Annotated in this window: 11 protein-coding genes and 1 tRNA gene; 9 read left to right on the forward strand and 3 right to left on the reverse strand. The window is 59.5% G+C overall.

Features of this window, described 5'->3' with window-relative positions:
- Positions 1 to 5: 5 nt before the first annotated feature.
- A complete protein-coding gene (locus tag ACRQ1B_RS02665; protein ID WP_432292119.1) occupies positions 6 to 569 on the reverse strand; it encodes a P-loop NTPase family protein in 564 nt (187 codons plus the stop codon).
- A gap of 234 nt (positions 570 to 803) precedes the next feature.
- Between ACRQ1B_RS02665 and ACRQ1B_RS02670 the strand changes: the two genes are divergently transcribed.
- From ACRQ1B_RS02670 to ACRQ1B_RS02710, 9 genes are all read left to right on the forward strand, one after another.
- Complete coding sequence (locus ACRQ1B_RS02670; RefSeq protein WP_432292120.1) at positions 804 to 1919, forward strand: hypothetical protein; 1116 nt, start codon at positions 804 to 806, stop codon at positions 1917 to 1919.
- A gap of 104 nt (positions 1920 to 2023) precedes the next feature.
- Complete coding sequence (locus ACRQ1B_RS02675) at positions 2024 to 2386, forward strand: hypothetical protein (RefSeq protein ID WP_432292121.1); 363 nt, start codon at positions 2024 to 2026, stop codon at positions 2384 to 2386.
- Positions 2387 to 2691: 305 nt separating this feature from the next.
- Positions 2692 to 3888: a tRNA 2-thiouridine(34) synthase MnmA gene (mnmA, locus tag ACRQ1B_RS02680; RefSeq protein WP_432292122.1), complete on the forward strand. Its 1197-nt coding sequence runs from the start codon at positions 2692 to 2694 to the stop codon at positions 3886 to 3888.
- A gap of 156 nt (positions 3889 to 4044) precedes the next feature.
- Positions 4045 to 4121 (forward strand) — tRNA-Met (locus ACRQ1B_RS02685).
- A gap of 587 nt (positions 4122 to 4708) precedes the next feature.
- A complete protein-coding gene (locus tag ACRQ1B_RS02690) occupies positions 4709 to 4927 on the forward strand; it encodes a hypothetical protein (RefSeq protein WP_432292123.1) in 219 nt (72 codons plus the stop codon).
- Positions 4928 to 5153: 226 nt separating this feature from the next.
- Positions 5154 to 5486 carry a hypothetical protein gene (locus tag ACRQ1B_RS02695; protein WP_432292124.1) on the forward strand — a complete coding sequence of 111 codons (333 nt, stop codon included), beginning with the start codon at positions 5154 to 5156 and terminating at the stop codon, positions 5484 to 5486.
- 141 nt (positions 5487 to 5627) lie between these two features.
- Positions 5628 to 5981, forward strand: coding sequence for a DMT family protein (locus ACRQ1B_RS02700; protein WP_112733473.1), 354 nt, complete (start codon positions 5628 to 5630; stop codon positions 5979 to 5981).
- Between the two features lie 110 nt (positions 5982 to 6091).
- Positions 6092 to 6508 (forward strand): DUF983 domain-containing protein, encoded by a 417-nt coding sequence (locus ACRQ1B_RS02705; RefSeq protein WP_432292125.1) that lies wholly within the window; start codon positions 6092 to 6094, stop codon positions 6506 to 6508.
- A gap of 96 nt (positions 6509 to 6604) precedes the next feature.
- A complete protein-coding gene (locus tag ACRQ1B_RS02710; protein WP_432292126.1) occupies positions 6605 to 6853 on the forward strand; it encodes a hypothetical protein in 249 nt (82 codons plus the stop codon).
- A 395-nt stretch (positions 6854 to 7248) separates the two neighbouring features.
- Here the strand turns inward: ACRQ1B_RS02710 and treY are convergent, their stop codons facing one another.
- Together treY and treZ are read right to left on the reverse strand one after the other, a co-directional pair.
- Entirely contained in the window at positions 7249 to 9930 is a 2682-nt protein-coding gene (treY, locus tag ACRQ1B_RS02715) for a malto-oligosyltrehalose synthase (RefSeq protein WP_432292127.1), read from the reverse strand.
- Complete coding sequence (gene treZ, locus ACRQ1B_RS02720; RefSeq protein WP_432292128.1) at positions 9930 to 11783, reverse strand: malto-oligosyltrehalose trehalohydrolase; 1854 nt, start codon at positions 11781 to 11783, stop codon at positions 9930 to 9932. The genes treY and treZ overlap by 1 nt, the downstream gene beginning before the upstream one ends.
- Between the last annotated feature and the right edge of the window lie 83 nt (positions 11784 to 11866).

An 11866-nucleotide genomic window follows, 5' to 3' on the forward strand; every position in this document is an offset into this window, starting at 1 on the left:
GCCTATCACTCTCGTGCAAGCGAGAGAAGATGATCCATCTGCCGATGTGAACGCAGCATCACCACCGGAACATTTGGCCCATAAAGATCGATGCTGTGGACGAAGACCGGAACGTATTTTTTCTCGAAGTTCCAGATGTAGGAGAGAAAATCCATATTCGGAAACGGCTCCGGGCAGCCCGGCGCCATATCAGGGCGCACCGAGCCATGATAGCGCCAAACCCGCCGGGCCACGCCTAAAAGTGCAACTCGACGTGGCACTCGGATCCAGCAGATGAGGTCGGTATCGGGTAATCGCAGATCGAAGGTGGATGCACCGCTGCCATCCATCACCCACCGATCGCGTTCAACCAAAGCCTTGATGATTGTCCTCTGTTCCTGCCGGTCACGTTCCTTCCATCCCGGCAGCCAACGGACATCGCGGTCGATCGACTGGTATTCAAGTCCGAAAAGTGCTGCAATTTTTTGGGAAAAGGTGGATTTTCCACCACCTGAACAGCCAATGACGAGCACTCGGTTCGCTTGTGCCAAGGTCTCGGCGGCATTTCGCAAGGAGATATATCGAGGCATTGTTGAATTCGTCCCGTCAACACTCACCGCTCGAGCATGGCAGGTGCGCTGCTGAACCTGCCATGCTCGAGGCCGACAATCCAAAATATTGGATGTTCGCCTCAACCGACAGTCCCGATCGCCGGAAAAATACCCAATCGCACCGGATCGCCCCGAACAGCGCGTCTTGACCATTGCCGGATGGGGCGGTTTTTCCATATTGGCCGGTGACTGCAATGGAGAGACGCCGCGTCGATGGATAGAACCGCAGCCGTGCCTGTCAGGCCCGAATGGACCCTGGCCGATTTTCTCGGGTCATATCGCTTCTGGGCATTGTTCCTGTCTTCGTCGCTCGTGGCGGCAAGCGAGCAGTCTCTCCGCACCATGTTGCCGTCCATCGCCAATGCGACGGGCAGCACTTACCAGGCGATCAGCCTGTTTTATTTCGGCGGCACCAGCGGCTGGTTGATCGGCGCGTTTCTTGCGTTTTTCGTCGGCAGTCGAAAGCCTTTTCCGGCATTGGTCTGCCCGGCAATCGTTTGCCTGTTGGTTGCCGGCTCGCTGCTGGCGACGCTCGATCTGTTCGCATCGCCGCTGTTTCTTCTCCTGTTCGGGCTGACGTCCGGAACGGTTCTGACGGTTTTTTCGCTGGTGACCGTGATTGCGCTGATCGGCGGAAGGCCGGGGAGAATCGATTTCGCCTGCCTTTTCACCCTCATGTCGACGCCGCTGATTGCCGTCGCTTTCGCGCCGATGGTGGCATCATGGTTTTTCGAGATCGGCGGCAGCGCCCTGATCGTCATTGCCTTCATGCTCTGCCTGGTGCTGGCGATGTTGCTGCTTCTGCCGGCCGGTCGTCTCTCCTTCGAGGAAGCGCCGCGTCTGCGCCATAGTCCGCTTGCCCCGCGCCGACGCTCGCCAATATTGGTGGCACTCGTTCTGCTGGCGGCGCAGATCGTCACCGTCATCTCTGCCCTGATCTGCTATTTGTTCGTGACCGATTTCCTGGATCTTGGATCTCCGATCATCTTTATGCTGTCGCCTGGCATATTGTGCCTCAGCCTGGCCGGCATCGTCTATTTTGCCCGCTGGGTTTATCGCATCCACGGCGAACTGGCCGGCGCGCAGGCCTCAGCGAGGCTGTTGAGCCCGCACGTGGCCTTGCTGACTGCGCTCTTCATTCCGCTTGGTCTGCCGATCCTGCTGATGACGCTTGCCGATCTTCTCAACGACCGCGCGGCGGCCCGCGGGCAGGCACGGCCCGTCTCGCTTGTCTGGCTCGGCATCTGGAGCTTTTGCCTGCCGCCGATTGCGATTGCTCTCATCCAGCACGGGGCGAACAAAAGTTACATCGGCGCGGATGGCGGCTGATTGCCCAACCGCCCGATTTATCGCCCGGCGGCGCAGAACCGACGCAATCGCGCCTCACCATATTCATGGCCAATGCGTTCGGCCGCTCACTGGAGATCGCTCACATGTCCGACAGTTGCCCCGTCCTCCCCCCGGCTCAACGGCACCTCAACAATATCACCCACCGCGCCGGCGAGGGCATGATGGAGACGGTCTTGAACGCGCTGGATGCGGCGACGAAGCAGGTAGCGGAAGAATGGCAGGCGGCCGACACGACCGACACGCCGCCGCCCTATGAATATTTCGCCGCGGTCGTGCATCAGCGCATGTTTCTGCTTTTGTGTGGCGCCGATGCGGAAACGATGAAGGGTGGCAATCCGGTTCTGGCGGGTCATCTCATCCGCAACCAGCAGAATATCGCCGAACATTATTGGACTGACGGCCGGGATGGAACCGCCGATGGTGCTGCTGCCGAAGACGCGAAGTAAGGCGCGATCAGCGGATTTTGGTGGAGGGTAAAAGGCGAGGAGATGGTCGCCTGATCCGGTCATGCGAGGCGCCTTGAAATGGCCGGGCCGCGTTTCCGGCGGGGCGTCCGCACCCGGGGAAAATCCCATGCGGACAGGCGCCATGCAAAGACCGCCAGACAGCCACGCGCCGCGTCGTCTTGCGCAGACGCTCAATCCTTTCTATATCCGGCGGACTTGAACAACAGGCCCGGTCACGGTCGATCCCGCGTCCCGGCAAACATCAGCCGCCCGAAGGCGAGCGTAAGAGATATCGAGAGAGCTTCGTGAACACGCTGGATTTTGACAAGAGGCCGGAAGACACGCGCGTTGTCGTCGCCATGTCGGGCGGCGTGGATTCCTCGGTCGTTGCCGGCCTTCTGAAGCGTCAGGGCTATGATGTGCTGGGCATCACGCTGCAGCTTTACGATCATGGCGCTGCCGTCCACCGCGCCGGTTCCTGCTGCGCCGGTCAGGATATCGATGATGCACGCCGTGTATCGGAAACGCTTGGCATTCCGCATTACGTGCTCGATTACGAAAAGCGCTTTCGCGAAACGGTGATCAATCCGTTCGCCGAAGCCTATGCCATGGGTGAAACGCCGGTCCCGTGTGTTGCCTGCAACCAGACCGTCAAGTTCGCCGATCTTTTGGCGACCGCTCGCGAACTCGGGGCCGATGCGCTGGCAACCGGCCACTACATTCGCTCGGCGCTCAACCCGTCGGCAGACAATCCCACCCGCCGGGCGCTGTATCGCCCCACTGATGCCGATCGTGACCAGAGCTGGTTCCTGTTCGCCACCACGCAGGAGCAGATCGACTATCTGCGTTTTCCGCTTGGCGGCATGGGCAAGGCGCAGGTGCGCGAGCTCGCGGAAGAAATGGGCCTCGTCGTCGCCAAGAAGGCTGATAGCCAGGATATCTGTTTTGTTCCTGCCGGCAAATACACCGACATCATCAACAAGGTGAAGCCCAACGCGGCGCTGGGTGGCGATATCGTTCATATCGATGGCCGCGTGCTCGGCCGTCACGAGGGCATCCTGCATTACACGATCGGACAGCGTCGTGGCATTGGTGTTGCCACCGGCGAGCCGCTTTACGTCGTATATCTCGACGCACGCTCGCGCCGCGTCATCGTTGGCCCGAAAGAAGCGCTCGACACCCATCGCGTTTACCTGCGCGATGTCAACTGGATCGGCGATGGCACTCTTGCCGACGATGCGGCGAACGGTTTTGCCTGTTTCGCAAAGGTGCGCTCCACCCGTCCGCCGGCACCGGCCGTGCTGCGCGCGGATGACAATGGCATCTATGTCGATCTGGCCGTCGGTGAAGCGGGTGTCGCGCCCGGCCAGGCCTGCGTGCTTTATTCCGGTGAAGGCGCCGATTCGCGCGTTTATGGCGGCGGTTTCATCGAGCGTTCCGAACGGGCCGCCGATGCCGAGCTGGCGCTGAAGGCTTTGCTGGCCGTACCGGTTGCGGCCTGAAACAAGGGTTATGCTGCCGGCAGGGCAGAGGGAAACCAACGGGATTTTCATCTTCCCCGATTTTTGCCGAAAGCCTGCTTGACACTTCGATGACATGGGTTTTATAAGCCGCACATCAAAACGGCGGGACGATCAAACGGTCTTCCCAACCGGTGTGGCTGGGTAGCTCAGTTGGTGAGAGCGCAGGATTCATAACCCTGAGGTCGGCGGTTCAATTCCGCCCCCCGCTACCAAATTTCCCTCAATCAAAATATTGATGTGGTGCGGACAGGCTGCGCCTGTTTTGAACTCGAATGTCGGACACCGATAGAGGTGCTGCTATAATCCTTCGCTGGCCGCAGACCACCTGGCAACCAAGTATTAACAACAGACCAGTTTTTTCATCATGAGCGTGTTTTCGCGCTGTATGATCCTTCATGGTTGTGAGGGCTCCCCATGCACTATGTCGAGGCAGCCTTTGTTGGCGCGGGAATTGGTATTGTCGCCATATGGATATGGGCAAACATTCGCCAGTTGATACCCCCAAATGAATATCTGAAAACATCTCTCATCGAGAATGAATTCCGAACCGTTTTTTCTGTGATGTCAGAGGAAAGGCGGCAGTCTCTGGTTCGGCATATCATGGCAACGCGGCGATGCAGTCGCGCTATGGCAATGCGGTTTGCCATCGACGATCGTGCCCGGGACGAGCGCCGGTGGGATTAGACCGACCGACAGAGAGTTGGCGATTGCATCATTGGCCATGCTCTGGCAGTGTTCCGGTTATAAAATGCCACGTCGGGTCGTCCCGCCCTGGCGATAAGGGGAGCTCGAAACTGGCATGAATTCCAAACGCTTCAACGAATGCCTGCGTGTCATTCGCTGGACGCCCATCAATATCGCTTCGGCACTGCAGTGCGACTTGTCCTGGATCGAAGCGTTGGAGGCCGGGAACGAGGAGGTTCCCGAGGGCTTGGCAGAATGGCTGGAGCATCTGGCGCAGGTTCACGAGGCGGCGCCTCCACCAAAGACATATGCCGGTCATCGGGCAAAGCTCTAGTATTCCACACAGCCGATAGCGCCGGTCATTGCGCGAGGAAGTAGACAATCGGCTTTGTCTTCACAAGGTTTTAGGGCTTTCCGGCTCTGTTTTGCTTCACGGTATCCGCTTTATTTTCGAGATTGCTTGTTTTCACAGCGGAACAAAAAACCGTGACTCCACGTTTCCTTGACGTCAGACAATTGTGTGCGACCGGCTCGGATGGGCGGACGCCAAGGAGGAGCAAATGCTGAAGTTCTTGACTACCGCCGGCCTGGCGCTGGCGATGAGTGCAGGTGCCCTGACCGGCGCCGTTACCACTGCGCAGGCACAGGACGTGCAATTGCGCATTGGCCCGGATGGCATTCGTCCCGTCGTTCCGGATCGCGACCGCGATCGTTACGACCGACGTGGCGGCGGTTGCAGTGAACGCGAAGCCCGCCGGGCGGCGCGTGAATCCGGTCTGCGCGATGCCGAAGTCACCCGCGTTACCCGTCGCAGCATCACGGTTGAAGGCATGACCCGCCGTGGTCCGGACCGTATCACCTTCGCCAATGAGCGTGGTTGCCCGGAAATCTGATCCGCAAGATATCGTGTTCGAGGAAGCCCTGCCAATCCGGTGGGGCTTTTTCTATGGGATTAGACCTTGCAGCCCCTTGAGCGGCGTCACGGCCAGGTCCATTCTCCGCCACCGCCTCGTCTCCACAGGATTTAGCCAAACATGCCTTTCTCGCTCAGCCCCGCTGCCGTGTGGCCTATCGTCATGCTGCTCGCTTCCAACGTGTTCATGACCTTCGCCTGGTACGGCCATCTCAAGCACAAGGGCAGCGCCATCTGGATCGCCATCGCCGCCTCGTGGGGTATCGCCTTTTTCGAATATTGCCTGGCGGTACCCGCTAACCGCATGGGCTCGGAAGTCTATACGACGGCGCAACTGAAGACGATTCAGGAGGTCATCACCCTTGTCGTTTTCGCCGGCTTCTCGGTGTTCTGGCTGGGCGAAAACCTCACCATCAATCATGTCATCGGTTTTGCCATGATCGCCATCGGTGCTTCCTTCATCTTTCGTGCCTGATGATCGTCGGACCGGGGCAGATTGCCGCGGTCGCGCCATCATCCTTGCGGTGGCGCGATGTTTCGCCATAGTTGCATTCGTCAAGTCCGACAGTCGCAGGGAGTGGCAACGTGGATCAGGCGAATGACAAAGGCCATTACGAGCCGCTGCCGCCATTTCAGACGGGTATTCGCGGCCTCTGCCCGCGTTGCGGCAAGGGGCGCCTGTTCAATGGTTTCCTGACGCTGCGGCCCGGCTGTGATGTCTGCGGGCTCGATTATTCCTTCGCCGATCCGGCAGATGGCCCGGCGTTTTTCGTCATCTGCTTCGGCTGCGTGCCGAGCGTGGCGCTGGCGGTGTGGATCGAGGTGGCGTTACAGGCGCCCTATTGGGTGCATCTCTTCACCTCGCTTCCTTTCATGCTTCTCACCTGCATCCCGCCGCTCAGGCCGCTCAAGGGCTGGCTCGTGGCCAGTCAGTATTTTTACAAGGCCCGGCAGGGCGAGCTGGCACGGCGCGATGCGCCGGATGCACCCAAGTCTTCCTGATCCCCAAATCTCCCTGACCAATGCCATTTTCGCGGCGCGCGAAGGGAACAAAGCACCCATTGAACTCATTCGTCTGAGGCAATCAGGGAGCAAATCATGTCGGATGCGGAAGTCATCGAAAACGAACACCAGCGGCGCGCACTCGCGGTCGAAGGGGCGTTGATGCTGCTGATCGATGGGCTTGCCTCGCGCGGCACCATATCCGTCGATGAGGCAGAAGATATGCTGCGGGTTCTCTCCAGCAGCTCTCAGGGTTCGGCATTGCGGGCATCAAGCTCGCTCAAGGTCATGAAGCAGATTCGCAAGCTGCGCCGCGGCGATGGCATGGCGACGCCCGGTGCGTGATTTTCGGGGACCGGAAGCTTTCGGGCACAGGTGTTCGGAGCTGTCCCAAAAACGGAACCTTTTCACCCTTTCAACCGTTCGCTTCACAACACATAAAAAGGAGAGTTCATCATGAACAGCATCGTTTGGCTTGTCGGCGCCGTCGTCATCGTCATCGCCGTTCTCAATCTGGTTGGCTTCGCCTGAGGCCACAAATATCTGATTTAACAGAGGAAAGGAGACTATCATGAACAGTATCGTCTGGCTCGTCGGAGCCGTAGTCATCGTTCTTGCCGTCCTGTCCTTCGTCGGCATCGCCTGACACCGGGCGACTTAAGGGCAAGGAATCAAACAGGGCGCCGATCGGTTGGATCGGCGCCCTGTTTGCGTTCACTCTCGAACCAGAATGCCGAGGGTTATTCCTCGGCAACCAGCAGCGTGAAATGTTGGCCGGCGAGGGCTTCAGCCACCGACAGTCTCTCATCCGCAGAAATAATCCTGCCGGAAAAAAGGTCACGATACCGTCGGTTTGCAAGGCCGGTTTCCAACGTCAGCGTGGTTTCCTCCCAGCCGTCAAGGGCCGCGGGTGACGGGTGATCTGCAAAGGCCGCGAGCACCAGCCGGGGTGCGATCAGAAGCACAGTCTCTTCGCCCTTGTTGCGGGCAAAGCTGACGATGTTTCCGGCGCGTTTTCCCGAAGCGGTGAGAGGGATGTAACTGCCCTCGGCAAACAGATCCGGCCTGTCCTGACGCAGCCGTAGCGCCCGCGCGATCACCTGCTGCTTGACGGCACCATTCAGCCAGTCTTCATCCGAAACGGGCAGGTGGGTCGTAGCTGCAAGCTGTTTGGCCAGATGCTGGAAATCCGGCACGCGGCGATTGTCGGGATCGACAAGGCTGAGATCGAGCGTTTCGCTGCCCTGATAGATATCGGGAATGCCTGGGCCTACGAGCTTGATCAGTGTCTGGGTGATGCCATTGACGGCACCCGCCCACCAGAAAGGCTGCATCGTGGCGATAAAATCGGATAGAAAGATCCGGTTGCCGAACAGCGACCGGACATAATCCGCCACCGCCGCCTCATAGGCTTCGTTTGGTTCACCCCAATTGGTGTGGAGTTTTGCCTCGCGCAGCGCCTTTTCGACAAAGGTTAGAAACCGCCGTGACAGCGCTTCAATGCCATCGGCATCCTTGATCGTCAGTTCCGGTGGCCAGACGCCGGCAAGCGACTGGTAGAGCATCCATTCGAGCGCCGGTTCTGGCGCGGCGCCATCGGGCAACGAATGGATGGCGGCCGAATTGAGCCCACGCCAGCGGTTGACCGCTTCGGAAAACAGATCCGGGGCTTCCGTCAAGGCGAGAAGGCGCGCGCGCGAATCCTCGCCGCGCTTGGTGTCATGGGTGGAACTGCAGGACAGACCGTTTGGCTGGTTTTCAAGCCGCGCTTGCATGGCGGCATGGAAGTGCTTGAGGTCATGCTCGCGAGGATAAGGCTCGCTGCCGACTTCGTTCAAGGCGATCAGCGGATTGATGCGGAAAAACAGTGTGTCCTCGATGGATTTCGCCGTCAGCGGGCCGCTCAGCTGTTGCAGGCGGATGCGAAATGTCGTGGCCCGGTCCGCCAGACTATCCGGCACGTTGCCAAGGAGAATATGCTTGATGAAGGTAAGCGCTTCCGCATCGGCGCGACCGGCTTCACGCACCTCGTTCATCACATCGGCCAGAAGTTTTTTTCCGGCGGTCGGCATGCCCGCGGCCGTGCCATAGGTGCGGTATACCGGGAAGGTCAGGAGAACCTCGCGAAGCGCCGTCCGCATGGCGTCGGCGGGAATGGCCGGTTCGTTTTTGGCCGCACGGATTTCCGTTGCCAGCCGCAGCAGGGTTGAAACCTCGCCGGCAAAATTGACATCGAACATCAACCCCTTGGCATCGCGCACCTCGGAAGTGATATGCGTCGGGCGACCGCGCAGGCGATCATAGGCATGGTTGAGCGCCTTCAATCCGGTATTGTCGACCATGACGTCGGTCAGTTCGGAGATGAACTCGTAACCCGTGGTGCCGGCGACCGGCCAGTCAGCAGCGACGGTTTCGCCATGACCAAGGATCTTTTCGATGATGAGATAGGTATCGGGGCCGATTTTCTGGCGCAGTTGATCGAGATAGGTCTTGGGGTCTGCAAGGCCATCGACATGGTCGATGCGCAGCCCGTCGACACTGCCGTTGCGGACGAGCTCGAGCACGGTTCGGTGAGCGTCGTCGAATACGGCCTCGTCTTCGACACGCAGGCCGGCCAGACCGGTGATTTCGAAAAACCGGCGATAGCTCAGACTGTCGGCGGCGGTGCGCCATGAGGTCAGGCGCCAGGGCTGCCTTGCGTGGATTTTACGAAGGTTTTCAGGATCGCTTGAGAGCTTTTCGAGAGCAGACGCCAGCGCCATCGTATCGGCGGGGCTGAAGCGCGCCTCGGCGCCTGCTGCAAGCGCTGTCCTGATGGCGGCATGGAAAGCCTCGCCATCGGCCGGCGATGCCGTGGCGGCGATGGTCGCAATCTCGGCTGCGATCGGCAGGTTGATATCGTCCAGCACGGCTGCATAGGTTTTCGGATGCAGCGGGTAGCGGCTGTCGTAATAGGCAAGTGCCAGGCAACCGGCTTCAACATCAGCGGTAATCGAAAGGTCCGATATGACGGTGTCAAACTCATCGCCGAGGAAGGGCAGCGTCAGCGGCCGCGACCAGTCGACGTCGAAATGGCGGGCATGAACGCTGTCTTGTCCCCACTCGACGATGCTGCGCCACCACGGGTTTTCCAAGGATGCCGCCATGTGGTTCGGCACGATATCGAGGATAAGGCCGAGACCTGCTTTTCTCAGTGCTGCTGAAAGCCTATCGAAACCTTCGCGGCCGCCGAGCGACGGATCGATCTCGTTGGCGTTTGTCACGTCATAGCCGTGGGTGGCGCCGCTTGTTGCGGTGAAGATCGGCGATGCGTAGAGGTGGCTGATGCCAAGCTTTTGCAGGTACGGCACCAGTGCCGTCGCATGGTCGAAGGTCATGCCGTTGCGAAACTGCAGGCGATAGGTAGAGGTGGGCAGAGCCATTACTTGCCGCCCTCCGCGTCGTCGATGGTCACCACCACGCTCCATGGCGGAAGCAATCCGTCATTGGCGCCAGCCTTGCCGTTACTCTTGCCGCTGGTGGTTTCGTGAATGATCTTGCCGTTGAGTTTCGGTCGCGCTGATTCCTTGTCCGAAAGGTTGGAGGCCATGGAAAGTGTGGCCTTGCCGAGCTTCCAGCTGACGGCGATCGTGCCGCCGTCGACGCTCAGCACCTTGCCGGCATGGCCTTTTGCTTCGCCCAACAGCGGCACGATTTTTTGCCGTCGCAGGCTCAGCATGTCCTCTACAAACCCGGTCCAGTTCCGGCCGATCTGGGTTTCGAGCTTGTCCCAGTCGAGCTTGCAGGCATCAAAAGTCTTTTTCGCGTTGGGATCAGGAATATCGGATGTGTCGCCTTCACCATCGCGGAAACCGGCATGGCCGGCAAATTCCTTGCGGCGGCCCTCACGGACGATCTTTGCGAGATCGCCGTGGAAATCGGTGAAGAACAGGAAGGGGCGCTCCTCGCCGAATTCTTCGCCCATGAACAGAAGCGGGATATGCGGGGAGAGAAGAAGAATGGTCATGAGGGCCTTCACCTTGTCTTCGCCTGCCAGTGTCAGCAGGCGCTCACCGAGCGCGCGGTTGCCGACCTGGTCGTGGTTCTGGATGAAATCGACAAATGCTGTCGGCGGCTGGTGCGTGCTTTTGGAGCCGCGCTTCTTGCCGGTCGAAGACGCGACCTCACCCTGATGGGCAAAACCCTCGGCCAGCACGCGGGCGAGGTGTTTGTGAGGATCCTTGGCAAAATCCTTGTAATAGGCATCGGTTTCGCCTGTGGCGATGACATGGATGACATTGTGAAAATCGTCGTTCCATTCGCCGGTATGGTGCGGCACCGCGCCATCATCGCCGCGCTCGTGCAGGCTGGTGATGTTGCGGTTGTCCTCGGTGGTGAGATGGATATGGCGACCCGGGTTTTCGGCGCGGATCTTTTCGGCCACCTCGATGAGAAAGTGTTTTTCGCTGTCGTCTCGGATCTGGTCGACTGCGTCGAAGCGCAGGCCGTCGAGATTGAATTCCTCCAGCCAGTAGAGTGCGTTTTCGAGGAAAAAGCTGCGCACGGCGGGTTTGTCGTAGGCGATTGCCGCACCCCAAGGCGTCGGCGTATCGGGATGGAAAAATTCCGGGGCGCAGGCGGGCAGGTAATTTCCGTCCGGGCCAAAGTGATTGTAGACGACGTCAAGCAGGACCATTAGGCCATGTTCGTGGGCGGCGTCGACAAAGGCTTTAAAGTCCTCCGGTGGGCCGTAGGCGCTGTGCGGCGCATAGAGCAAAACGCCATCATAACCCCAGCCTCTGGTACCGCCGAACTGGGCGACCGGCATGATTTCCACGGCCGTAATACCAAGCTTCGCGAGATAGGGCAGGCGCCCGATAGCTGATTGGAATGTGCCATCCGCCGTGAACGTGCCGATATGCAGTTCGTAGATCACCGCCTCTTCCCAGGGGCGACCGTTCCATTCGGTCGCGCGCCATGGATAATCGGTCGGATCGATGACGAGGGAGGGGCCGTGCACATCACCCTTCTGGGCGCGGGAAGCCGGATCGGCGATGGCAAGGCCGTCGTCGAGAACGAACTGGTATTCGGCGCCGGGTTCGACACCGGTGGCAAGGATCTCGAACCAGCCGCCGCTGCTCTCCGTCATCGGCGTATCCTCGCCATTCAGACGCAGCAACACTTGTTTCTGGCCCGGCGCCCAGAGGCGAAAACGCACTTCGCCGGCGGCGACGTATTCGGCGCCCCATGTCTTTGGAAAGGTTCGGAATTCGGTCACGATGTCGGCTGCAGGCATCAAAAATCCCCGATGTGATTATCGATGCCCTCAACGGCGGATCGGCCCCGAGGTTCCGCCTGTCGGGGCCGATCACTAAAAAA

This window comes from Endobacterium panacihumi, from assembly GCF_050847465.1.
GTDB classification, from domain to species: domain Bacteria; phylum Pseudomonadota; class Alphaproteobacteria; order Rhizobiales; family Rhizobiaceae; genus Neorhizobium; species Neorhizobium panacihumi.

What these genes read in the sequence shown, in the direction of transcription:
- ACRQ1B_RS02665 (WP_432292119.1), bottom strand. Translation starts at nt 569, where the DNA reads ATGCCTCGATATATCTCCTTGCGAAATGCCGCCGAGACCTTGGCACAA.
- ACRQ1B_RS02670 (WP_432292120.1), top strand. Translation starts at nt 804, where the DNA reads ATGGATAGAACCGCAGCCGTGCCTGTCAGGCCCGAATGGACCCTGGCC.
- ACRQ1B_RS02675 (WP_432292121.1), top strand. Translation starts at nt 2,024, where the DNA reads ATGTCCGACAGTTGCCCCGTCCTCCCCCCGGCTCAACGGCACCTCAAC.
- ACRQ1B_RS02690 (WP_432292123.1), top strand. Translation starts at nt 4,709, where the DNA reads ATGAATTCCAAACGCTTCAACGAATGCCTGCGTGTCATTCGCTGGACG.
- ACRQ1B_RS02695 (WP_432292124.1), top strand. Translation starts at nt 5,154, where the DNA reads ATGCTGAAGTTCTTGACTACCGCCGGCCTGGCGCTGGCGATGAGTGCA.
- ACRQ1B_RS02700 (WP_112733473.1), top strand. Translation starts at nt 5,628, where the DNA reads ATGCCTTTCTCGCTCAGCCCCGCTGCCGTGTGGCCTATCGTCATGCTG.
- ACRQ1B_RS02710 (WP_432292126.1), top strand. Translation starts at nt 6,605, where the DNA reads ATGTCGGATGCGGAAGTCATCGAAAACGAACACCAGCGGCGCGCACTC.
- treY (WP_432292127.1), bottom strand. Translation starts at nt 9,930, where the DNA reads ATGGCTCTGCCCACCTCTACCTATCGCCTGCAGTTTCGCAACGGCATG.
- treZ (WP_432292128.1), bottom strand. Translation starts at nt 11,783, where the DNA reads ATGCCTGCAGCCGACATCGTGACCGAATTCCGAACCTTTCCAAAGACA.